General features: G+C 38.2%; 20 protein-coding genes and 1 tRNA gene. 9 read left to right on the plus strand and 12 right to left on the minus strand.

What is annotated here, in order from left to right; all coding sequences use genetic code 11:
- From M899_RS15980 to M899_RS15990, 3 genes are all read right to left on the minus strand, one after another.
- The coding region (locus M899_RS15980) for a hypothetical protein (RefSeq protein ID WP_021272553.1) at nt 1-345 on the minus strand (345 nt) is incomplete at its 3' end.
- Nucleotides 332-1,456: a hypothetical protein gene (locus M899_RS15985; RefSeq protein ID WP_021272549.1), complete on the minus strand. Its 1,125-nt coding sequence runs from the start codon at nt 1,454-1,456 to the stop codon at nt 332-334. The genes M899_RS15985 and M899_RS15980, both read right to left, overlap by 14 nt.
- An 85-nt stretch (nt 1,457-1,541) precedes the next feature.
- Nucleotides 1,542-2,285, minus strand: a complete 744-nt coding sequence (locus M899_RS15990) for an RluA family pseudouridine synthase (RefSeq protein WP_021272567.1) — start codon at nt 2,283-2,285, stop codon at nt 1,542-1,544.
- Nucleotides 2,286-2,443: 158 nt separating this feature from the next.
- On the opposite strand from M899_RS15990, the gene M899_RS15995 reads away from it, so the two are divergent.
- On the plus strand, nt 2,444-3,304 hold the full coding sequence (locus M899_RS15995) for a phosphatase domain-containing protein (RefSeq protein ID WP_021272527.1): 861 nt from the start codon (nt 2,444-2,446) through the stop codon (nt 3,302-3,304).
- A gap of 16 nt (nt 3,305-3,320) precedes the next feature.
- Here the strand turns inward: M899_RS15995 and M899_RS16000 are convergent, their stop codons facing one another.
- The 3 genes from M899_RS16000 to M899_RS16010 all read right to left on the minus strand — a co-directional run bounded on the left by M899_RS16000 (nt 3,321) and on the right by M899_RS16010 (nt 6,034).
- Nucleotides 3,321-4,034: an START domain-containing protein gene (locus M899_RS16000; protein ID WP_034730003.1), complete on the minus strand. Its 714-nt coding sequence runs from the start codon at nt 4,032-4,034 to the stop codon at nt 3,321-3,323.
- A gap of 151 nt (nt 4,035-4,185) precedes the next feature.
- A tRNA-Met gene (locus M899_RS16005) sits at nt 4,186-4,262 on the minus strand.
- 95 nt (nt 4,263-4,357) lie between these two features.
- Nucleotides 4,358-6,034, minus strand: a complete 1,677-nt coding sequence (locus tag M899_RS16010) for a carboxylesterase family protein (RefSeq protein WP_021272565.1) — start codon at nt 6,032-6,034, stop codon at nt 4,358-4,360.
- A gap of 104 nt (nt 6,035-6,138) precedes the next feature.
- Between M899_RS16010 and tilS the strand changes: the two genes are divergently transcribed.
- The 7 genes from tilS (at nt 6,139) to M899_RS16045 (ending at nt 14,504) form a co-directional block, all read left to right on the plus strand.
- The gene (gene tilS, locus M899_RS18085; RefSeq protein ID WP_021272569.1) at nt 6,139-7,287 is read left to right on the plus strand and encodes a tRNA lysidine(34) synthetase TilS; all 1,149 of its coding nucleotides are present in this window, start codon (nt 6,139-6,141) and stop codon (nt 7,285-7,287) included.
- Nucleotides 7,288-7,430: 143 nt separating this feature from the next.
- Nucleotides 7,431-9,329 (plus strand): ATP-dependent zinc metalloprotease FtsH, encoded by a 1,899-nt coding sequence (gene ftsH, locus M899_RS16020; RefSeq protein WP_021272531.1) that lies wholly within the window; start codon nt 7,431-7,433, stop codon nt 9,327-9,329.
- A 17-nt stretch (nt 9,330-9,346) separates the two neighbouring features.
- Nucleotides 9,347-10,210 (plus strand): dihydropteroate synthase, encoded by an 864-nt coding sequence (locus M899_RS16025; RefSeq protein ID WP_021272542.1) that lies wholly within the window; start codon nt 9,347-9,349, stop codon nt 10,208-10,210.
- A gap of 72 nt (nt 10,211-10,282) precedes the next feature.
- Nucleotides 10,283-11,167, plus strand: a complete 885-nt coding sequence (locus M899_RS16030; RefSeq protein ID WP_021272535.1) for a trypsin-like serine peptidase — start codon at nt 10,283-10,285, stop codon at nt 11,165-11,167.
- Nucleotides 11,168-11,192: 25 nt separating this feature from the next.
- A complete protein-coding gene (locus M899_RS16035) occupies nt 11,193-11,576 on the plus strand; it encodes a hypothetical protein (protein ID WP_021272545.1) in 384 nt (127 codons plus the stop codon).
- Nucleotides 11,577-11,910: 334 nt separating this feature from the next.
- Nucleotides 11,911-12,777, plus strand: coding sequence for a trypsin-like serine peptidase (locus tag M899_RS16040; protein ID WP_021272573.1), 867 nt, complete (start codon nt 11,911-11,913; stop codon nt 12,775-12,777).
- Between the two features lie 242 nt (nt 12,778-13,019).
- The gene (locus tag M899_RS16045; RefSeq protein ID WP_021272543.1) at nt 13,020-14,504 is read left to right on the plus strand and encodes a S8 family peptidase; all 1,485 of its coding nucleotides are present in this window, start codon (nt 13,020-13,022) and stop codon (nt 14,502-14,504) included.
- On the opposite strand, the gene M899_RS16050 is transcribed toward M899_RS16045, so the two are convergent.
- The 4 genes from M899_RS16050 to M899_RS16065 form a co-directional block, all read right to left on the minus strand.
- Nucleotides 14,478-15,560 carry a sensor histidine kinase gene (locus M899_RS16050; RefSeq protein WP_021272571.1) on the minus strand — a complete coding sequence of 361 codons (1,083 nt, stop codon included), beginning with the start codon at nt 15,558-15,560 and terminating at the stop codon, nt 14,478-14,480. The genes M899_RS16045 and M899_RS16050 overlap by 27 nt on opposite strands.
- Nucleotides 15,561-15,605: 45 nt before the next feature.
- Nucleotides 15,606-16,244 (minus strand): response regulator, encoded by a 639-nt coding sequence (locus M899_RS16055; RefSeq protein ID WP_021272536.1) that lies wholly within the window; start codon nt 16,242-16,244, stop codon nt 15,606-15,608.
- A gap of 140 nt (nt 16,245-16,384) precedes the next feature.
- Nucleotides 16,385-17,065 (minus strand): response regulator transcription factor, encoded by a 681-nt coding sequence (locus M899_RS16060; protein WP_021272574.1) that lies wholly within the window; start codon nt 17,063-17,065, stop codon nt 16,385-16,387.
- A 127-nt stretch (nt 17,066-17,192) separates the two neighbouring features.
- Nucleotides 17,193-18,158 carry a 2-hydroxyacid dehydrogenase gene (locus tag M899_RS16065; protein ID WP_021272563.1) on the minus strand — a complete coding sequence of 322 codons (966 nt, stop codon included), beginning with the start codon at nt 18,156-18,158 and terminating at the stop codon, nt 17,193-17,195.
- A 122-nt stretch (nt 18,159-18,280) separates the two neighbouring features.
- Between M899_RS16065 and M899_RS18090 the strand changes: the two genes are divergently transcribed.
- Nucleotides 18,281-19,651, plus strand: a complete 1,371-nt coding sequence (locus tag M899_RS18090; protein ID WP_052610373.1) for a S8 family serine peptidase — start codon at nt 18,281-18,283, stop codon at nt 19,649-19,651.
- Between the two features lie 47 nt (nt 19,652-19,698).
- Here the strand turns inward: M899_RS18090 and M899_RS16075 are convergent, their stop codons facing one another.
- Together M899_RS16075 and M899_RS16080 are read right to left on the minus strand one after the other, a co-directional pair.
- Entirely contained in the window at nt 19,699-20,364 is a 666-nt protein-coding gene (locus tag M899_RS16075) for a hypothetical protein (RefSeq protein ID WP_052610374.1), read from the minus strand.
- Nucleotides 20,357-23,038, minus strand: coding sequence for a phosphoenolpyruvate synthase (locus M899_RS16080; protein WP_021272562.1), 2,682 nt, complete (start codon nt 23,036-23,038; stop codon nt 20,357-20,359). The genes M899_RS16075 and M899_RS16080 overlap by 8 nt, the downstream gene beginning before the upstream one ends.
- Nucleotides 23,039-23,047 lie beyond the last annotated feature (9 nt).

Below are 23,047 nucleotides of genomic sequence, written 5' to 3' on the forward strand. Positions count from 1 at the left end.
ATCCATTGTGACGTTTTCGTCCCAAGTAATACATCCTTCTACTGTAGATTCCTTAACTTCTGCTGGGAAGTCGATGCCACTAATAGTGAACTTCTTGTATTGAACTCTTTTCCCAAGTGCGCTTTCTTTAAAACATGCAAAAAGTGTATAGGTTTTTGAAGTAATTGTGTGAAGAGATGTATCGGATTCACGCAATTTTTGGACTGACTCAATTCTAAGGCCTGTTAGAGCAAGACGCTCTGTTTGTGCTGTTGCAAGGGCCTCTTTTTTTTCTTCGACTCCTGCAGAACAACCAAATAGTGCCACAAAGCTTAAACCTAGTAGTAAGCTTTTAGAAAATTTCATATCCCTTCCTTAGTTCAATTTCGATGATTTCTTGTTTATCTTGGTAGAAATTATTGTTGATTGGTGTAGCGTTTAGATATTTTACTTTTACAGTGAGATCATTTGAGATGTTTTTAAAAGACAGAGACGTTAGATTCGATTCGTAATTACCTTCATGGGCCTTGTTCAAGTAAATCGAAGGTGCGGCATCAGATTCTACTTTAATGGCGTTAAAACTAAGTTCGGTTTCCCAGTTTTCTTTTGTGTACTTCGCGCCTAGAATCAGGATTTGTCCCCTGTTTTGACCAGTAGGTGCACCGTTGTTAATACTTTGATGGACACCTAGATGAAGATCCAAGTTCCTCGTTAAATGAAAATCTGCCAGTACAGACATGTCCCAGCCGACAAATGAGTAGTTGAATTCAGCATTCGTTTTTGATTGGCCAAAAACACTATTTCCATAGAACTGTGAATTGTAAGCTGCGTCTGTACTTAGTTTGTCATAGGCAAAGTGACCAACTGTCGCCTCAAGTGTAAGGTCACTTCTTTGGCTTCTTACTGCCACATATTCACGAGCAAAAAATGGTGAACCATCTTCAATTTTTCCAATACCGTCTTTATTTGCTTCTGATTTTGGTTTTGCTTGAGTTGCTCCAGCGAAAACTTCAATTTCGCTGATATTGAATTTAATTTCTTCGTTAATTGCTAGAAATGATTTTTTTCCAACCACTAGAGGGGCCTGTTGGATACCTTGATTAATGGCACCGGCCTTTAGTGAGATGAAGTCCTGGTAGTTGTAAGAAAGATAAGCGTCTCTTAGGCGTGTTCCATCATAGGCAGTGACGCGATTATTTTCGTATACGCTATTTGAAGAACCTGTACCAAAATTTAATTCACCGTTAAAGTTTGCTTTTAAACCTTCGGCCACATTGAAGCTTCCCTCTAAACCAATGCTTGTGTTGATAACACTTGATTTGTTATTCACACTTTCTAGGTTTGTTCCTACCATCGCAAAATTAAATTTCGCATTTTCAATGGTGTCAGTAAGTTTCGTCTGCAGTGTTTGAGAAGTCGCATTGGCGTTAAGAGCGGCCAATGAAAGAGAAGCGAGTAGTAGGTGTTTAATGCTCACGTAATTCCCTGAGAGATAACTAATGTTTGTTATTAGCCTCGCTTATAGCAGAGAATGAGCTTAAACTCTTGTAAACTTGTAATTTTTACAGAGATAATTCGTCTAATTTTTCGCTTAATGGACCCTTTTCGCTTTGCAAATATTCAAAATGAAAAGGATTTTTGTCGAGTTTGGCCAAAACTTCATTGAGTTCTTCATCAAGCGGACAATCTACATCTATGAGCACCCCATTGCTTAGGGTGATTTTAAATTTATGGCAATGAAGAAAAAGTCTGTTGAGTCCGTAGTGTTCTTGGAAGTAGTGGTTGATTGGCCCTCTTCCATATTTTACGTCACCAATAAGATTGTGACTTCTGCGCGAGAAGTGACGGCGAATCTGGTGCTTGCGCCCAGTTTTAATTTCGATATCAACGAGGGTGCAATCTCCATAAGGTCTAATGGGGTCAAATATAGTAATGGCCTTTCTTTTAAAGCCACCTTTTTCTCTAAGTTCAAAATCGTAGACACCAGATACGGGCAGTACACCTTTTACCAGTGCTTGATAACATTTCTTTGTATCTTCACTATGCCAAGCATCTTGGGCCAAGGGCACATATTTTCCTTTAAGAGCAAAGAGAACGGGGCCAGAAACAGGGCCATCCAGACGATGAATGGGGTAGACAAGCTGGCCCACTTTATCGCGTACTAGGGCCATTAAAGAGCCTTCACTCTTAGCTGCGCCTCTGCCCTTATAGGGATGAACGACTAGATGTGCGGGCTTTCTTGCCACAACAAACTCGTCGGACTCATACAAGAGCTCAATATCAGATGGTTGCCAAATCTTTTCCATAGGTCACACTATGGCATAATTTGACAGTTAAAGCGAGGAAATATCAATGTTTTGACTTCTCAAACGGTTACGGGGGCCGTAACTTTTTTATAGGATATATTTTTAATTAACGCTATGTGTTAATTTTTGCACAATTAATAAATAGACATGAGGTTACGATGAAAAAGATTTGGGTATTGCCGCTTGCCATAACGGCCCTTTTACAAATGAGTGTAAACGCTAAAACTCTTATTATTTCCGATATCGACGATACGATTAAAAGAACTCATGTTAAGGGTTCAAAAGTTGATGGTCTTAAATTAACAAATCAATATGAAGGTCTAAGCTATATTTATAATGCTCTTCTTTGCAAAGATTTAGAAGGGGATAAGTTTGAATTTTGTGTAAGCAATCAAGGCCTTGGTCACTCTGAAGAGACTCAACTTGTTTACGTAACAGGGGCCCCTGGGTCTTTAAGATCTCTTGGTCGAGAATTTATTCAAATGTCTGACTTTCCTGTTGGCGTTGTTAAAGGTAGAGAGAGTTCACGCATTTCTACAAAAGATTTTAAAATTGCCACAATTAGAGAAATTTTAAATGCCATGCCTGAGTACAATGACGTTGTCATGATCGGTGATAATGGTGAGTATGATGCTCTTGTATACAACACAATTGAAAAAGAATTTCCAACAAGAAATATCACTTCATATATCCATACTGTTTACTCTGTGTCTCCTTTTGCAAAAGAAAAAGGGGCCAAGTTGTATGAGAATCAAAAGTCATATTTAACTTCGGCAGATCTAGGGCTTAATCTTCTGGCCAGTGGACTTATTAAAGAATCAGAACTTCGAAAGGCCGCTCTAGTTGCACAAAAGGCCATTTTGTCTAACGATGAAGATGAAATTGAAAAAGTGATCCCTGAATGGACAGTTTGTAGCTACTTCTACAAAACTTATGAAGCTCCTTCAGTAAAAATTGAACCTTCACTGCAAGTGATTATCAATACAATTGAAAAACAAGTTAAGAAAATTTGTAAATAATCTTAAAAAAATGGCCCTATTCTTTATGGGCCATTTTTTTTTCTAGAATTTTTCTCAATCTTTTCTCTAAATCAGTAATGCCAGGCAATTGTTCAGGAGAAAACTCATTAGATCTTTTTTCAAGTGACTTTAAAAAATCATAAGGCATCTTCTGTTGCATGATGTTGACAAGCCATTTCGGAATAGAGCCTTTTGGATCAACAAGAATAATGAGTTCAACCCATGTGTTCTTTTCATCTACTGGTCTAAAGGCCATGGTTCCATACTCAATGACAGCACGAACTCTATCTTTTTTTATTGGGGCCCCTGGAAATTCCACTGAGCGAGTCTCAACAATTAGGTATCCTTCTTCTTCATCGAGAAATAATTTATTTGTTAAAACCAAATCGCGATCTGTCACTGGCCAAGGAAGATCATTATCGTTGTAGGTTATGGCCTCTACATCAGAGTGGTTTTTTAATAAAGTTTTCTCTGACATATTTGGTGCCCATTCAATTGTTTTTTCTACTTCACGAAGGTTGCCAAGAATTGGGCCTAGGGGAGCATTTAACACACCTACGGCCTTAAAGACTACGAGGGCACTATTTTTTGGTTTGTGGGAATAAACAGTAATATTATGTTTTTCATAAATTTTATGCCAATCACTATTATCGTAAGGACGATCTTTATAGGTAAGAGCAAGAGCGCTCACAGAGAGCTGTAGTAAAATAAAGGCGAGTATCGTCTTCAAGTTAGGAATCCTTCTTAATGAGTTCGCGTTCATTTTAGCAAAGGGCCTAGGTTTCAAAAAGAAAAAAAGAAAGGGAATTACTTAGCGCTAAATAAAAAAAGCTCCTAGAGAGGAGCTTGATATATAAAGAAAAATTTTGTTTAAAAAGAAATGGTGGCTCGGGGCAGAGTTGAACTGCCGACCTATGGGTTATGAATCCATCGCTCTCACCAACTGAGCTACCAAGCCATTCATTTTGTACATCGGATATTAAAGTTCCCCAGAGTTTCTGTCAACAATAATATTTCAAAAAGTTATGAATTTTTTTATACTTACGCTCTTTGTTAATCCTGATAAAAAATATTGTCGTAGAATTTCTCAATATATTTTATCACTTCACTCAGAGTGTTAATTAATATTGGGTAATGGATATAATCGTTCGAAGAGACGCTCTTCTCGTTGAGTAAAAGTCTTCTGTCTTTTAAAGGCGACATTGTCCACATAGGCCAAGCAATGAGATCCTCTTTTAAATGAGCGTTGGGATTGCCACTTTTAATAAAGCCGTCAATATACGTTGCAAAGTCCTCACGCATTTTTTCACGGGATTCTCTATTGTTTTCATTCCATGCAAAATTAGCGAAGTTAGGTCTATTGTTTTCAAAGTTTCCAAGGTAGAAAATCGCATCCATTCCATGCAAGCTTCCTAGTACTTTGTCCCAAGGTGTTGGCAGTTGATTCCATTCAAAGTGATAGCGATAAAGGGCAGGCACAAAATTGGCCACATACGCGTTGATACTATCGAGTAGTGCATGCAGTGTCGCTGTACCGTTCTGTACAAGAAGAGCATATTCTTTTTGCGACTTCATAGTGATGAGGTCATTAAATTCTAACTCTGGTTTTGTTTCATCAATCATGAGATCAAAAAGTTCTTCGATATTTATTTTTAACGTCGCCCCGGCCACAACGGCCGAAAACTCGTCTTTAGTTGCTCCAATCATAAGAGGGACGCGATTAAATTGTCCTGCAAGCAAAGAGGCCCAGCCACCGCGTGGTAGAACGATACCATCATTGAAGTGTTGAAAGGGAACAGGGCCAAGATCGATGGCCACAATATCGTCTGCAGAAACTGTTTGTAGAAAGTCGTTCATCCACTCTTTTGATTTTCCTTTGATAAATTCTTTGGCATCAATATTGGGATACTTTTTCTCAATGAGCTTGTGAACAATAAGTTCTGATTTCTTTTTGGCCAGTGTCATAGGGTAAGTGTTGGGCAGTCCTGCACTACAGATTGCTTTGTGAAAAAGATCTTTGGCCATAGGGGATTGGATAAGGCCCCAAACGTTCATGCAACCCGCACTTTGACCTGCAATTGTAATATTATTTTCATCACCACCAAAGGCCTTAGCGTTTTCTTTTATCCACTTAAGAGCACTAATAAGATCAAGGGTGACAAGGTTAGGAGAGTGATCTTTTTGTTCTGTGCTCGGTGTGTATTCATTTAAAAATGCACCAAAATGACCAAGTCTATAATTTACAGAAACAAAAACCGCATCGTGGCGATCTGCAAAATAGGCACCTCGATAATTTGGGTCTGAACTTTTTCCTTTATAATTTGAGCCACCGTGAATCCAAAAAAAGATTGGTTTTTTCGCAGATGTCTTTTTAGGCGTCCAGATATTGAGAAATAAGCAGTCTTCACTACCATACGGTTTTGACAGCTCTGAGGAACTTTCTACAGCAAAGATATTTCCTATTTGCTTACATGCGCTTCCATAGTTTTTTGCCATCAAAGGCATGATCCACGGTTTTGTCTGTCTCGGGGCCTTAAATCGAAGCTTGCCAACTGGGGCCTGGGCGTAGGGAATACCTTTGAAACTAATTGTATTGTTCTCATCATCATTTCCTACGATGACGCCCTTTGAGCTCAATACTGTTTTTCTAGAAAAGCTCTGCGCAAAACATGTTTGGCCAGTGGTGAGAGCTGATATTAAAATAAAGAGAGTGATTGCGGTTTTTTTCATAATGTCTTCCTGTGTGTGACCTCATTTAATCCCAATTAAAATAGGCCTGTAAATAAAAAAACCAAGAAATGACACCTCTAGTTTTGCTGTGCTATAAATTCATTATGAGTAATGTTGATCACCATGCTTTCTATGTCCATGAATTTATGACTAAGCACCATTTATATCCTGCCAATGGTCATATTTATCTTGCACTGAGTGCAGGTGTTGACTCTATGGTTTTATTTCATTTACTGCTTCAATTACGAAATTGGGGTAAATTTCAAAAGTTAACCTGTCTCCATGTAAATCACGGCACAAGAAAAGAATGCGATAGCGAAGAGAGCTATATTCGAAAGATTTGTCTCGACAACGATGTCCCATTAAATGTGACCCACTTAAATTTGCAACATGATATGGCCAATTTTGAAATGATGGCCAGAAAGCTGCGCTATGATTTTTTTAATTCGCAAATGACGCCAACATCCCATCTTTGTCTTGGTCATCATATTGATGATTCTTTTGAATGGCATCTCATGAAAAAGTTCTCATCGGCCAGAGAGGTTTTAGGGATGGCCTGTTTGGCGGGAAATAAAGCAAGACCTTTAATGTGTCTGACCAAAAAGCAAATTGTCTCTTATGCCAAAGTTAAAAACATTAAATGGTTTGAGGATAGTTCTAATAGAGATCTATGTTTCGAGAGAAATTATCTGCGCGAAAAAATCATTAAACCACTTGTTAAAAAATATCCAAAGGCCCTAAAAAACTATGTTCTTTGGGCCAATAGCAAAGTGCATAAGGCAACTGATACTGATGTTCATGAATATCTCGCCCCTCATTATTCTTATCTTTTTTATAAAAGAAGTGGGCTTTCAAATAATGAACTTGAACGCCTAAAATCTCATATACAAAGATTATCATCAAAGACAAAGGGGAAGATTCACACTCAATTATTGAAAGTGAACGAAATGATTGCCCATGGCAAGATGGGGCCTTTGCATCTTAGTGGTGGTGTCCGCCTTTATGTTCTTGCCCAGATGATTGTTCTTCTAAAAGAAGGCGAACAATATTCTCTCGTACAAGAAACGCAGATTCCTCACGGATATATTCCGCTATTTGTCACAACAAAAAAAGACTCTGCGTTAAAGAATCATCCGTTAAAAACATTATTAATGGTTCACAATAATCTTTATGTTGAATCATTTGGTCGCCTATATTTCGCACAGCGAAGCTCTAGTAATAATGGGAAAAAAGTCTTCTTTTTTCTAAAATAATTGAAATAGCTCATCTTGACGTTCCTAAATCCGATATCATTTTAGATGAGAAATCCTTGATTCTTCGTGAATGGCCCCATAGAATAGTAGCCAATTACTTAATTTTAGGGACGATTAGAAACTGCAATTTTTTAAGGAAAGAAATGAAACAACAACAAAAAACCGTTCTTATGTGGATCTTCTTGGTTTTGATGATGGCCTTGGTTGCCAAAGTCGCTACTGAAAAACCACAAAACATTAAAGCGATTAAATATCCTGACTTCATTCAGGCGGTTGAATCAAAACATGTGGAAAATGTAACTTTCCGCGGCAAAAATACAATCGTTGGTAAGTTCAAAGACTCTTACGACAATGGTTCTTACTTCCGTTTAACGGGAAGTACAGGTGATGAGACTTTCAAAATTTTGAAAGACAACAGCATCTTTCCTGAGTACGAAGAAGATGAGAAGCCAGGCCTTTTCCAATCTCTTCTCATTAATTGGGGACCGATGATTATTCTTTTAATTATCTTCTTCTTTTTCATGCGCCAAATTCAATCTGGTGGTGGCAAGGCCATGAGTTTTGGAAAGTCAAAAGCGAGAATGCTTACAGCAAATGATAAGAAGGTAACATTTACTGATGTGTCAGGTGTTGAAGAAGCAAAAGAAGAACTTGCAGAAGTTGTAGACTTTCTACGCGATCCAAAAAAATATACTTCTCTTGGTGGGAAAATCCCTAAGGGTGTTATCCTTGTAGGTCCTCCAGGGACAGGTAAAACTTTACTTGCAAGAGCTGTTGCAGGTGAAGCTAACGTGCCTTTCTTTTCTATTTCAGGTTCAGACTTCGTAGAAATGTTCGTTGGGGTTGGGGCGAGCCGTGTAAGAGATTTATTTGAGCAAGGTAAGAAACATGCTCCATGTATCATCTTTATCGATGAGATCGATGCTGTCGGTCGTCACAGAGGACATGGTATGGGTGGTGGTCACGATGAGCGTGAGCAGACACTTAACCAACTTCTTGTCGAGATGGACGGATTTGAATCAAATGAAGGTGTTATCCTAATAGCTGCTACAAACCGAATTGACGTTCTAGACCCTGCTCTTCTTAGACCTGGTCGTTTTGATAGACGTGTAACAGTTGGACCTCCAGATGTTCGCGGACGTCTTGGTATATTAAAAGTTCACACAAGAAAAACACCTCTTAATGAAGATGTTGATCTTGAAGTTATTGCTAAAGGAACTCCTGGTTTTACGGGGGCTGACCTTGCCAATCTTGTTAACGAAGCTGCACTTATGGCCGCTCGTCATAACAAGAAAAAACTTTCAAATAGTGATTTTGAAATGGCCAAAGATAAAGTTCTAATGGGACCAGAGAGAAAATCAATGGTGATCTCAGATGCTGAAAAGAGAATCACTGCTTATCACGAAGCGGGTCACACTCTTGTTGGTATGCACTTGCCGCAGACTGATCCTATTCATAAAGTATCAATTATGCCACGTGGTGGCGCCCTTGGTGTTACACAAACTCTGCCAAGCGAAGATCGTCTTAACCTTACAAAAGAAAAAGGTGAAAACCTGATTGCTTTTATTATGGGTGGGCGTTGTGCTGAAGAAATTGTGTTTGATGAAATCACAAATGGTGCTTCAAACGATATTGAAAAGGCCACTCAAATTGCTCACCACATGGTTTGTTCATGGGGGATGAGTGAGAAAATGGGGCCTAGAAATTACTCTAATCCTGGATCAAATCCATTTGGTGGACGCCAGATGGAATCAATTGGTTACTCTGAGAAGACGGCCCAAGAGATCGACGGTGAAATTCACGCTTTAATTGATAATAACTATAAGCTTGCGAAGCAAATTCTTATTGATCACAGAGGGGCCCTTGATCGTCTTGCTGAAGGTCTTATTGTTTGGGAAACATTAGATCACAAACAAGTTCAAGATCTTATTGATGGAAAAGATATTGGTGTTCCATTAATTGATACAGATACTGTAGTTAATAACAACGCTGAAGCTAGCGATGAAAAACCACAAAGTAAGGACGATCCAGCGATCGCTTAATTATGGATAATTTCAAAATGATGGGAGTGCTTAATCTCACTCCCGACTCTTTTTCTGATGGGGGAGAGTTAAGCTCTCAAGCATCACTTGAAAATAAATTAGACGCCATGATTTCTCATGGCGTTCATGTTTTTGACTTCGGTGCCGAAAGCACTGCGCCCATGAATCACGCCATTTCAAATCATGAAGAATTGGCGCGATTTGAAAACTTACTTTTTAAAACTGTTGAGAAGCGCCCAGATTTGATTAAAGGCAAGCGCATTTCTATTGATTCTTATAGACCATGGGTTTTTAAAAAGGTTTATGATTTTCTTATGCCCTTTGGCCCTTCTGAATTAATTTTTAATGATGTCTCTGGTGTCATTGATGATGAACTAAGAGAACTTTTTGTATCTTGCCCTAAGGCCAATGTGGTTTACAGTCATACTCATGTGCCAACTCGAGAAGAGACATGTGATCATATGAGATATCTTCTTGATGATCTTGAGGCCTCAGATATTTTAGAAACTTTTTCTGTGGCCTGTGAAGAATTTGAAAGAATGGGCGTGAGTGATAGATTGTATTTTGATCCATGTTTTGGCTTTAGCAAATCAAGCGATCAAAATATAGTTCTTCTAAATGAATTGTCACTGTTAATTCGCCATTTCAATGAAGAGCAAGGGCTGCAAAAAAAATGGGTTTTAGGGATTTCTCGCAAGTCTTTTTTACAAGGACTCACCGGGTTGTCCGATAAGAAATTGGCGCAAAAAGATAGTGAGTTTTTTCACTTTGGTCTTTTGACAAAGTGGTTTGAGGATCTTCCTGATGGCAATGAGTATCTCATTCGTCTTCACGACCCAAAAGTCTTTAATTATGCGAAGGCCTTTGTGGAAAATCTGTAATTTAGAGCGTGTAATTTATTCAATTTCACTCTCGTATAGTGTCTATTTTTCATTTTCCTATATGATGGCCCCATGAGAAATTGGGGCCTTTTTATTTTTATTCTTCTTCTTATTCCCTGTCATTTTACAATGGCCGTGAATATTCATAAGGCCATTTATGGCCGAGATGATCGCTATAATGCCAATTCTCCAGTTCTAAAGGCCATGCACCTGCGTACAATTCGTGCAACGGCCGCACAAGTTAATAAACGTATGCTTAAGGATTTTGAACAAACAGCGTTCTATAAATTAACCTCGAAAGACTATAAAACACTTCGCAATCTGTGCCCAGGCGAAGAAGAAATGTTTAAAGATGAGATGTCTGGATTGGATTGTTCTGGGTTTCTTGTTGGTGAAGATACGCTTATTAGTGCAGCTCACTGTTTTAAAAGTTCATTTAAATGTAGAGGCTATTCATGGGTCTTCGACTTTAAATCCGATATCCTTCATACTCGTGGACATGCCTATATTGAAAAAAGAAATGTCTATGACTGCAAAGAAGTCCTCCACAAAGAACAAGATTCTGAAAAAGGAATTGATTACGTTATTGTAAAACTTGATCGCAAAGTTGAAGGTCGCCCTTTTCTTAAACTTCAATCTCATGAGCTTATTAGCGACAATGCTAAGCTGTTTACCGTAGGTCATCCTTCTGGCCTACCTGTTAAAGTCGCGCTTAATGGCCATGTTATCAATAATGAATTTGATCATTATTTCACCACTGATCTCGATACTTTTGTGGGTAATTCAGGCTCACCTGTGCTTAATGAAGACACAGGACTTGTTGAAGGAATTCTTACGCGAGGTCATCTCGATTTTTCCTATGATAAAGATTTGAGATGCAATAAAGTCATTCATTGTACGGCACAAACTTGTGACGGTGAAGCCGTTATGAGAGCAAGCGCTATTTCTGGCCTTTAAAATAATCTCCTGTTAACATTTTTGTATGAGTATTCGTTTTGGGCAACTTGCCCTTTATTCAAAAAATAAAACAGAACTAGCACATTTTTTGTCTGAGCTCCTAGAGATGGAAATTAAAAGTGCTGGTGAAGGCGTACGTCTAATTGCCGATGATATTTCTATAATCATCTTCGATGATCCGCGTTCAAATCCTGCCAATATGAATATGATGGTAGATTTCTTTGTTGATTCCAAAGAAGAGCTCAGTGAACTCGCCAACAAGGCCCAATTCTTTGCTTATCGCTTTGGACTTCTTGCAGAGGGTCAAGATGTAGGGGAGATAGTAGGCCCAATTCGGGGTATAGGCCCACTATCCTATTTTTTTGCCACCGATACCGATGGCCGCAAGTGGAAATTCTCTCACCGCTAAGAAATCGTCTGTCATTTCTGTCATCTTGACTGAAAATTGATCCTAAAACCATGAACAACACTGAACATTAATGACAGAAAATCACATGTCATTTCCAACAATTTATTACATTTGAGCGACTGTTTTTGTCGGTTTTTAAAAGTAAGACTATGGCGAATCTGTCATTTCAAGCACTTGTCACAAAATTTGTGAATGACGCGCTATTTTTAACTATTAGGTTTGTGTTAGTGTTAGGTTTAGTGAAACTAATGTAAGAACTTGTAAGTTGTCATAATCGTGTGCCAACTGTTTAATGCCTCAACACCACGACAATGCTCTATACGGGGAGACACGAATGGCATTAAGGATGATAATTTCAATCGCACTACTAGCAATGGCAACGGAAGCAATCGCAGTAGATAAAGTGATTTACGGAGATGATAACCGTAAAGATCTTTACGAGGTAACTGACCCGTTATACCTCGAACTAGCTGAATCTACAGCAGGTATGGTTTCTGAAAGAAGTATCGTAGAACAAGAAGATGGCACAATCTCTTTCAAGGGAAGAACTCTAGCTCAAAGAGGAATCTGTGCTTCAGAAAAATTTGCAGAACAAGAAACAGTTTCAACATGTTCTGGTTTTCTAGTGGCCCCAGATGTTTTAGTGACTGCTGGTCACTGTGTGAAGAACGAGTGGGATTGTAAGTCACAAAGATGGGTTTTTGGAATCGCTCATAAAGATTCTGCAGATGATAAAATCACAGTAACAAAAGAAGATGTTTACAGCTGCAGCGAAATCATTTCTCGCGACCTAAATAGAGGGACGAAAATGGATTACGCTGTAATTAAGCTTGATAGAAAAGTAGAAGGAAGAAAACCACTAAAGTTAAGAACTGAAGGAGAGATCGAAAAAGAAACAGGACTTGTTCTTATCGGTCACCCAACGGGTCTTCCAACTAAAGTAGCTGACGGTGCTTATGTAAGAAACACTGATAATGAAATCTTCTTCCAAGCTAATACTGATTCTTTCAGTGGGAACTCTGGATCAGCAGTATTCAATGCTGAAACTGGTGAAGTTGAAGGGATCCTTGTTCGTGGTGAAGATGACTATGTTTACAACAAAGATAAAGGTTGTCGCGAGCCAAAGAAATGTGAAATGGGTGAGTGTCGCGGAGAAGATGTTACGCGTATCACGGCCATCGCAGCTCTAAAAAGTCTTTAATTAAAATTCACAAAACAGTTACAGATTTAAAAGGTCAGGTTAATCCTGGCCTTTTTTATTTCCAATTTTATTTCCCATAAAATTTAGTGGTGTCAGACGTTCAACACCAACCACCGACATTTTGACTCTAGGGCCAAGATAATTATGGGTAAATCTTCAATATATCGTGACTTGCACTTGGCATGAAACGTGCTTTAATAAATGGCAAGAGGGACCAGGATGGAACCTTGAAGGATTCACGGATGAAGAATGTTTTGGTATTTGGAATACTCCTTGTTGGTAGTCATTGGTCCACTGAAACGTGGGCCAATACTCTTCCTAAAAAGTTCATTATTAAATACAAAAATTCTGAAAAAATTGTACGCCTCTCCCATGATCCACGTGAAATTCAAAAATCAACTTCAGGATTAATTTCATCGAGCTCTGTGGCCTCTGATGATGTTGAGTATGTAGAAGAGGATATTGTCCTCAATCGTTTTACAATCCCAGGTCAAGATTTTGGTAGTCGTGACACTTACTACTATTCTCAGTGGGCACTTGGTAACTCTGGTGCGGCCATTCGTGCTCCTCAGGCATGGGATATAACAACTGGTAGTTCTTCTGTTGTTGTCGCAATTATTGACTCGGGAATCACGGCCCATTCGGATATTTCATCAAAAATTGTTCCTGGTTATGACTTCATTAGTGATGCTGACATGGCCCGCGATGGAGGAGGACGTGATAGTGATCCTACTGATACTGGTGATTATATAAGTTCAACAGATCCTTGTTACAAAGGATATTATGAGTCTTCAAGCTGGCATGGTACTCACGTTGCTGGTATCGTTGCGGCCAATACAGCTAATGGCAAAGGTGTCGCTGGCGTTTCATGGGGCTCAAGAATTCAACCTGTGCGTGTTCTAGGAAGATGTGGGGGCTACACTTCCGATATTGCAGATGCCATTCGTTGGGCCTCTGGTGGTAGTGTAAGTGGAGTTCCCACAAATTCAACTCCTGCAAAAGTCATCAATCTCAGTTTAGGTGGTCAAGGTACTTGTCCGCAATATCTTCAATCGGCCATTAACGATGCAAGAAGTAGAGGATCTGTTGTTGTCGTCGCGGCAGGAAATAGTTCTTTGAATCTTGATAGCAATGATGTTACCCCCGCCAATTGCAATGGCGTTATTCGTGTGGCCAGTAGTGATAATCAGGGGTCACTAAGTTCGTTTTCAAATTTTGGATCAAATGTTGATATCATGGCCCCTGGTGAAAATATTTACAGTCTTATGAACTCAGGATCGTCTGTTGCTGCTAACGAGTCCTACACTTCTTATTCTGGGACAAGTATGGCGGCCCCAATTGTATCGGGAGTCGTGGCCCTTATGATGTCAGTGAATGATTCTTTGTATCCAAATCAATATAAGTCAATTCTTAAAGAAATTGCTAATCAGAGTTACTCTTGTTACGGCAAAGATTGTGGCGCAGGTATAGTCGACGCTTATGAAGCGGTTTTATTGGCCCAAGACACCGTGGCCGATTCTAGTGTGGGAGACGATACAACAGTTGTTCGCTCTCCATTATCTTCAGAGGCCGAGGTTGTCACCAAGTCATCGGGTGGAGGCTTTTGTGGAAGTGTCGCCTACTCTGATAGTGATAACTTTCCATGGAGCTTTGTGGTTCTTTCTTTTGTTGCCATTTTCATTACTCTCTCAAGAAGAAAATTAGGCCGCGTACAGTCGGGGCAATAAAAGAGCTATAGTTGTCTTGTCTTCATCACAGGTAATATCAATGCTCCCTTGATGAAGTTCAGTGATCGTCTCATTGATTCCCATGTGTCCATTAAAAAGTAAGCTTTTGTCCTTCAAAATATTTTCATTATTTAAATATTTATTGATCCCATAATCTTCAATGATAAATTTATTATGATCCCCATCTTCTTGGAAGCCGATATAGATTGTTCCTTCAGGTGTATGTCCAATGGTATTGGCGATAATTTGTAGTAAGCATTCTCCAAAGTGGGTTTCATCAATTTTTACAGTGGCCTCTCGAGGAGAGTCTCGAAAAATAAGTTGGATGTGTCTGTTGTTTTTATCCAACATTTTATAGGCCCTAGGTCGTAAGTCTCTAAGGAAGTTTTGTACACTTACATCTTTCAATTTTAAAGTCATGTTTCCTGATTCTAATTCAATTGAAGTGATTAAATCATCAACAAGTTCATTGAGAATACGAGCATTTTTCATAATAAGATTGGTGTTATACATAACTTCACTGGCCACAGCACCGCGCTCTCTGGTGAGTCCTGCAAACCCTAAAATGGCCGTCAGTGGAGTTTTAAATTCATTCGAAATTCTAGCAAGAAGACGATTTTTTAGTTTTTCGACATTAAATTTCTCACTTAAAGTTAGCAGAAGCTGTTTGAGTGTAAGGTAGTCTAAATTCGCATGTTGATAGGTTAATTTTCCATGAGGTGGAATTTCTCTAAATACTTCTTCGAGTCTTCCGGGACCATCATTTGAGACAAAAAGAAATTCTATTAGCGTATAAGTATCTCTGATTTCTTTAAGATCTTTCAACTCATCCTCTGTGACATCGAGATTACTAAAGAGGATAATTTCAAATGGAGAGTTGTAAGAGCCAATTTGATTGAGGGCCTCGTTAATATTACTTACGCCTATAGCGATGAACTGATGTATTGTTTCACTACTGCTTGTTGTGAGAAGATCTGTATTGATGATTTTAATTTTTTCTAAATAATCATCAAGAACTTCTTTCTGACTTTCTACAATTAGGATTTGGTGTTTCATAGGAATCTCTTTGTTTTTGGATTCTTTTTCATGCATGTCTTATGGTCAACTTGCGCGTTTGTAATTGTGTCTGCAGGTTATGTGAATGAGATCATCTTCAATTTGGCAATCTTCAACGATGCAATCGAGGACATCTATGTTGCCGGTATAAGGACGTAGACCTCGGCTCTTGAGTTTTATATGTGATTGTAATGGCAACTCTTCTTTAGTTAATAATTCTATATTTTTTTCGTTAAAGTGAACAATTTTAAAATCGTTAATAATGTCAGTCACTTCATAAAGAGTAATGTAGCACTCAGTGGCCTTCATCGGTGAGAGGATATTGTGATTGATTCGCTCTAATAAGCAGGTTTTGTCCTGATTTTTCAAAATATAATCGGTGGCCCCTGACTCAAAAGCATCATTGACTATTTTTTCATTACTACTTGAACTTAAAATTGCAATATTCAGTTTGTTCGTAAGTTGATTTCTTTTTAATTGTTTTAAAAGTTCTAACCCATTACGACTTGGCATCATAACATCAATGAGAATCAAATCTAATTTTGGATTTTGATTCATTTCATTGTAGGCCTTATCAGTATCGTTAAAATAGCAGACCTCATGGCCATCTCCTTCAAGAATTTTTGAAAGGAGTTTAGCGTAATCAAGGTCGTCATCAACAATAAGTATTCTACTTCTTCCCATGATGAGAACTCCTTAGCTATTGATCATATTAAACAAAAAGATCATGTGAACTATGTGAAGAAGTATAAATATGGATTGAAAATTGGAATGTAGAGGGAGTGTTTAACAACTCCCTCAATACAGGCTATTAGCGTATTATTTTAAAGTGAGACGATTTTATATCCTTCACCATAGACTGATTTTATGGCGAAATTTGAAGGACGAATTTTTCTTCTAATACTTGAAATATAGGTATCGATCATTCTATCGTTGACTCTATCATTGCCAGGAGCGATGTGATTAAGAATTTTTTCGCGCGATAGAACTCTTTGTGCATTTTTTAACAACAGGTGAATGATTTTAAACTCACTTGAAGTAAAATGAATTTTTTCACCTTTAATTAATACTTCTTGAGATGGAATATTCAATGAGATGTCATTGTAGTCGACGACCTCAAGTTGAGTGTCGACTTTGAGGTTGCGAAGAACAGTGTTGGCAACTTCTCTTAATTCCTCAGGTTCAAATGGTTTTTCCAAGTAGTGAACGGCACCAAGTTTGTATCCGGTGATTCTTGAATTACTGCCTGTTTTTGCAGAGAGAAAAATCACAGGTACATTTTTTAATTCTTCGTTAGATTTTAGTTGGCTGCATAGTTCGTACCCACTTGAGTCTTCAAGCATGATATCTAAAATGATCAAATTTGGTTTAAATTCCCATGCTTTTTCTAAGCACTCTTCGGCCGAGGCCACGGCCTCTACGGTATAACTAGGATCTAGGATCTTCTTTACAAGGACCCTAACATCTTCATTATCATCGACCACCAATATTTTAGATTTCAACATACATCACATAACCTGTTTATTTTTGTTAATAGTCTTTTCATAAATTATAAATGATTTAATGGCCTATAAAATTAAGAGAACCTTAAAATTTTAACATTTCACTATGTTTCTTATTTATTTTTAGCGTCTAAACTACTGAACATTCGAGTTTTTCGCCATTTAATCCTTGGATGATATTTCTTGCGCAAATGAGGGCCATTTCTTGACGGGCGGTGACCGTGGCCGAGCCAATATGGGGAAGAACAAGACAATTTGGCAGTTTTAAAAGTTCGCTGTTCATACTCATGGGTTCTGGATTGGTGACATCAAGTCCTGCGGCGAAGAGAGTTCCATTTGTTAAAAAATGATGGAGGGCCTTTTCATCATGAATTTCCCCGCGCGCGGTATTGATAAAAATAGATCCTTTTTTCATTAGGGCAAAGTTTTTTTGGTTGAATAGATTGCGTGTATTTTCTGTCAGCGGGCAGTGAACGCTGACAATATCGGCCATTTGTAGGGCCTCATTGAGCTCGACTCTTCTTGCTTGTGTACTTTTTTCAAAGTCTTTTTTATCTGATTGGGCCGTGTAAAGGATGTTCATGCCAAATCCTTTATTTAATATTTCTCCCATGCGCTGACCTATGCGACCAGCACCAATGATAGCAGCACACTTGCCATAAAGTTCCATTCCAAGAAAACCCATTGGTTCCCAATTATTCCATTGACCACTTTTGACATTCTGAGTGGCGCTTTGCAAGTTGCGAGCACAAGCGAGCAATAGAGTCATGGCCAACTCGGCCGTGGCGTGAGTGAGAACATCAGGAGTGTTGCCCACTTGGATGCCTAGGGTTTTAGCAAAAGCACTGTCAATATTGTTGTGACCCACAGCGAAGTTACTGATGACTTTTAAGTGGGAATTGGCCGCAAGAAAATCTTTGTCTATTTTGTCGCTAAGCATCGTGATAAGACCTGTAGAGCGTTGAGCGAGATCGTGAAGTTCTCTGGAGCTTAGTGGTCTATCTTCTGAATTTTCGATGACATTGATGCCTTGCTCCTTCAATTTTTTCATAGCAAGTTCAGGAATTCTTCTTGTGATTAATACACTTTGGGTCATCTTTATATGTCTCCGCGTTAGTGTTAGAAAATGAGAGTTTACATAGCTTTAGCGAGAATGACATAATTCTAACTTGATACACGCAATCTGAAAATCAAGATTATATTCAAAAGGAGCACACTTTGTTGAAATCCCTTTTAACAACACTATTTTTGGCCACAATGAGTACTCAATCTTTGGCCGCTACAATCGCTATTATTGATTCTGGTACTGATATGAAGCACCAAGATATCGCCCCAATTGCATGGACAAACTCTGTAGATACTACTGTGAATAATCGTGATGAAGACCGTAATGGCTACCAAGACGATATTTATGGATGGAACTTCGCTGAAGGTAATAATCTTGTTATCGATTACAAGTACCTAGGTCTTCTAAATGATGACATTAGAAACTTCTTTGCTATTCAAACTAAAATGTTTCTTGGAACTGTAACTGAAGAAGAAATGAGTTGGGTAAGAGCAAAAGTGAATGATGCTGATTTTATCGCTCGCATTTCTAAGTATGGTAACTTTATGCACGGAACTCACGTTGCAGGTATTGCTACTCGTGATATTCAAAGTTCAAAAATGTTTGCTGTAAAACTTATCCCTACAGAAGTTAATCTTCCAGGTGATAAGGCCGCTAGTTTTTTCCCTATGTCTGTAAATTCAACTGATAAGGGACTAGGCGAGAAGCTGGTTAAAATGGGACTTAAGCAACTGGCCAAGGCACAGATGACAATGATGGAAGAGATCGCTGCTTACGTTGATGGACACAAGGCCGATGTTGCCAACGGTTCATTTGGTACAGGATTTAACCAAGCAAAACAAATTGTAGAAATGGTTCTTAAAGATGTTCTTAGAACGAAGCCATCTGATGAACAAGTAGATGAGTATGCAAAATATTTCGTAAATCAACTTGTCGAAAATGGTCGTAAAATGATGGATGCTGCTCCAAATACACTATTTGTATTTGCTGCTGGTAATGATGGTATGAATAATGATTTATACCCAACTTCACCAACAAATATTCAAGCTCCAAATGAGATTTCTGTTGCTGCAACACTTGATTTTAACTCACTAGCTCCTTTTTCAAATTACGGTGAAAGAGAAGTTGATGTTGCTGCTCCTGGTGTTTCGATTGAATCGGCCGTTCCAGGGGATCAATACTTGAAAGTATCGGGAACTTCACAAGCTGCTCCTTATGTAGCGAATGTGGCCGCTCTTATTCTTGAAAAAAACTCGGCCTTAAGGCCTGTTCAAGTAAAAGAAATTATCATGGCGACAGTTGATGTGAAGTCTTGGTTAGGTGGAAAAGTTAAAACTTCTGGTATCGTTAATAAAGAAAGAGCTGTAGTTGCAGCTGAGCTTTCAAAGTCAGTAAGTCTTTCAGAAGCGATTTCAAGATCTCTTAATACTGTTTCTGATGTAGAAAGTGATGAGAAGTCGATGTTTGATATTGAATATATCGAAGGATCTGTACTTCCGCTTCCATCTGAATTTAAATTATAATTTGAGTTTTAAATTCAAAATGAAAAGGCCCTCTAAAAGGGCCTTTTTTATTTTTGAGCCAAATGGTAGACAACAAATTGAGTTTTTGTTGCACCTGCATTTTGATGGCGTTTAGGAACGACAGAATCACCTCTGTTAAGAATTTCAATCGAATAATGATTCTCAAATAAGTTCATGATTTCATCTTCTAAAATTGAAAATGGCGGGCCCACGTCAGGGACTTGAGTCTGTTCATAAGTTTGCATAAGAATCTTTGTATCTCCACTTGAAAGATTGCAAAGATGTTGCGCATACTTTTGTCGCATCTCTTTTGGAAGTGCAACAATACTTGCTCTGTCATATACGTCAAATTTACCAAGATCTTCTTTTGTGAGATCAAAGAAAGAGCCCAAGTACAGAGCTATATTTTTACTTCTATAAATTGAGAATTTTTCATTTTTTTCAATTTCAAAAGAAAGACTGTTTTCAATAAAAAAATCCTCTACGGCCTTTTCTGCAATTTCAACTCCAATGACATTGTGGCCATTCTCTAATAGCCATAGCATATCGAGAGATTTTCCACATAGGGGAACAAAAACATTTTTAGTCTTGTTAAATATCTTTGGTCCAATAGTTGTTAACACTTTATTTGGGGCACTTTGATGAAAACCAGTCATGCCTTTATCCCATGCTTCTATCCAAAAATCTTTTTCCACTTTTAGGCCTTTATTCACTAAGGATTTCGATTAATCCTGTTTCTCCATTAATTTCAACCATCATACCGCTTTTCAATCTCTTTGTCAGATCCTTCACACTTACAATTGTTGGTAGTCCCATTTCCCTTGCCACTATGGCAGAGTGGGAGAGTAGTCCGCCCCTTTCCACAAGGAGGGCACTAATCGATGGATATAGCGGAATCCAGCCTGGGTCAGTTCTTTTAGCGACAACAATTTCTCCATTTAAAACTAAGTCGTCTTCTGGACCGTTGATTACTTTAATCACGCCTCGAATAACTCCTGGGCAGCAGCCGATACCGCGCATTTGATTTTCTTTCAAATCTCCAAGTTCAATAGGTGTTGGTTCTTCAAAAATATTATTGTGCCAATAAACAGGACCTCGAGTATGAAAGCGTGGTTTAGGATCTTCGCTATTTTCATACTCATGAAATTCTTTCTTTCGAATATTTATAAGCGCTCTTAAATCTCGTGTCGGCATTGTTCCTTCAAGTCCGGCCTTAAGTTCTTGTAGAGTAATGAAAAAGATATCTTCGCGATTGTCGATAATATTTCTTTTTGTATAGTCACTGCCAATGGCATAGAACATTCTTCTCACAATTCCATAGACACGTGTGCGACAAAAACGTGTGTTTTCTCTATTCATCACGGCCTTTCTTGCATGTTTTAGCGACCATTTATAGATCAATCCTTTAAGACCAGAAATATTCTTTGATAACATTTCTTCAGCATTGTTTCTGATAGCCTTTTCTCTTTTTTCAAATTCATGTAAATCAGTTTGACCAGAGTTGATGATATTCTTTAGAAATATAAAGAAAAGAGAAGGGTCTTGGTAAAGGTCTTTTTGTTCAAGTTTCATCTCACTCATACATCTAAAACCGTAACGATCAATATAGTCTGTGACAATTTTATGGAAACTTTGAAATTTACTCTGGCGTAAAAGTTCAATTAAAATATCATTGTCATGTTCAAAGAGAAATTCTCTGAGTTCAATGTCTTTTTCAACAACTCCCGCAATCCTTATGAGCTCTTTTGTCGGCATGGCTGATTCAAGATTTCCATTTCCTGCTAGAAGATCATTATGGAAATTTGCCCCTAGGTGTGATAGCCACGTCTCTGTGAGTTTTTTAAATATTCCAAAGTGCACCATACATAGAAAGTCATTAATGATTGGAGCATGCCAGCGCCATAGCATTTCTTTTTCAAGATCATGGTATTTAAGATAGATGGCGTCCGCTGGCATGGACTCAAAATCAATTTTCTTATACTTTTCATAAGTTTTATAGAAATAATCGAGAAAATTATCGACAACATTTTGTGCATTAAGATGGAAGTAAAAAAACTTCATTCCCGTTAAAATTTTTCTAATTTTAGAACCTAAAGTATTTTGAAATGATGGAGGTCTTACTCTGTCAGCGATCTCATTTTGAAGGGCCTCATTTGTCCCCATCATTGTTTCCATAAAGGCCCTGTTGTACTTGTAGCCAGGTAGAATACTTGTCAGTTTGTACCAGTTTAATAAATTGTAATAAACACGACCATTGAAATGTCCGAGCATATTTTTTAAGAAAAAATCCATTTCCTTTATATGCTTGTGTGGGACCATTAAGACTTCACAAAATTGAACATACACTTGGTGATACACATAATGGGCAAAACCAAACGTTAATGGCCTTGTTATGCCTCCGTAGCTTTCGACAATATTGGAGTTGTCCCACATATACAGTTGTCCTTTTGAACAAGCTACTTCTGTCGTAATTGGTCTTGCTTGCAAGATATAGATCTTTCCATCTTTTATGGCCCATTCAATATCTTGAGGGAAGTGATATAAATCTTCAATCCTCATACCAAGTATATATAATTGCCCCAGTTCGGTACTATTAAGAGATGAAGCATCCATTAAAGAGTCAGGAACACTGGCTTCTTTTGGTGCCTGATTTATATGATCAGCGAGGAGTTTCTTTTCTTTTTTTACAATTTCTTGATTATTAAGGGCACCGTTTTCTTTATTAAGTGCATATGTATCGGCATCTAAGAGTCCGCTTACCAAACCCTCGCCAACACCATAAACGGAATTAATAAGCATCTCATCACCACTGGTTGTAACAGGGTTTGCTGTAAACATAACTCCACTTTTATCAGGATCAATCATTTCTTGAATAACAAGCGAGACTTGAATATTTTCATTTTTAAGATTGTTTTCCCTTCTATAGCTTAAACAACGATGACCAAAGGCCGAGGTCCAGCATTTTTTTATGGCCTTTAAGAATTTATCTTCTTCGCTGATATAGAGATGGCTCTCTAGCATACCTGCAAAAGAGTGGGCGCCTCCATCTTCATCGAGGGCCGATGATCTAACGGCGATAACTTTATCTCCAAAGCCTCTTTTAAGTTCTAAGAGAAACGCTGTGAGCTTTTCATCTATTGGAGTTTGATCAATCAATATTTCAATTTGCTTTGCTTTGTCTTCTTCACTTATGTCCATGAGAAGTATGTCCGCTATTTTTATGTCTAGTCCGCTCGTTTTTGCAAAGTGGTTAAAACTGTGTGGTGTAAGTACTTTAAATTCTGGTACTGGAAGTCCTGCTCTTCCAAGAATGTAGAGATTTAACCCTTTTCCGCCACAGTATTTTTTTGCAATAAATGAATCACTGTTTTTGTCGATAATAATCATTCTCTATTT

The organism is Bacteriovorax sp. BSW11_IV, assembly GCF_000447755.1.
Lineage (GTDB): Bacteria > Bdellovibrionota > Bacteriovoracia > Bacteriovoracales > Bacteriovoracaceae > BSW11-IV.

Bases quoted from the DNA above. Each gene is read 5' to 3' on its own strand.
- M899_RS15990 (WP_021272567.1), bottom strand. From the start codon at position 2,285: ATGGAAAAGATTTGGCAACCATCTGATATTGAGCTCTTGTATGAGTCC.
- M899_RS15995 (WP_021272527.1), top strand. From the start codon at position 2,444: ATGAAAAAGATTTGGGTATTGCCGCTTGCCATAACGGCCCTTTTACAA.
- M899_RS16010 (WP_021272565.1), bottom strand. From the start codon at position 6,034: ATGAAAAAAACCGCAATCACTCTCTTTATTTTAATATCAGCTCTCACC.
- tilS (WP_021272569.1), top strand. From the start codon at position 6,139: ATGAGTAATGTTGATCACCATGCTTTCTATGTCCATGAATTTATGACT.
- ftsH (WP_021272531.1), top strand. From the start codon at position 7,431: ATGAAACAACAACAAAAAACCGTTCTTATGTGGATCTTCTTGGTTTTG.
- M899_RS16025 (WP_021272542.1), top strand. From the start codon at position 9,347: ATGATGGGAGTGCTTAATCTCACTCCCGACTCTTTTTCTGATGGGGGA.
- M899_RS16030 (WP_021272535.1), top strand. From the start codon at position 10,283: ATGAGAAATTGGGGCCTTTTTATTTTTATTCTTCTTCTTATTCCCTGT.
- M899_RS16035 (WP_021272545.1), top strand. From the start codon at position 11,193: ATGAGTATTCGTTTTGGGCAACTTGCCCTTTATTCAAAAAATAAAACA.
- M899_RS16040 (WP_021272573.1), top strand. From the start codon at position 11,911: ATGGCATTAAGGATGATAATTTCAATCGCACTACTAGCAATGGCAACG.
- M899_RS16045 (WP_021272543.1), top strand. From the start codon at position 13,020: ATGAAGAATGTTTTGGTATTTGGAATACTCCTTGTTGGTAGTCATTGG.
- M899_RS16050 (WP_021272571.1), bottom strand. From the start codon at position 15,560: ATGAAACACCAAATCCTAATTGTAGAAAGTCAGAAAGAAGTTCTTGAT.
- M899_RS16055 (WP_021272536.1), bottom strand. From the start codon at position 16,244: ATGGGAAGAAGTAGAATACTTATTGTTGATGACGACCTTGATTACGCT.
- M899_RS16060 (WP_021272574.1), bottom strand. From the start codon at position 17,065: ATGTTGAAATCTAAAATATTGGTGGTCGATGATAATGAAGATGTTAGG.
- M899_RS16065 (WP_021272563.1), bottom strand. From the start codon at position 18,158: ATGACCCAAAGTGTATTAATCACAAGAAGAATTCCTGAACTTGCTATG.
- M899_RS16080 (WP_021272562.1), bottom strand. From the start codon at position 23,038: ATGATTATTATCGACAAAAACAGTGATTCATTTATTGCAAAAAAATAC.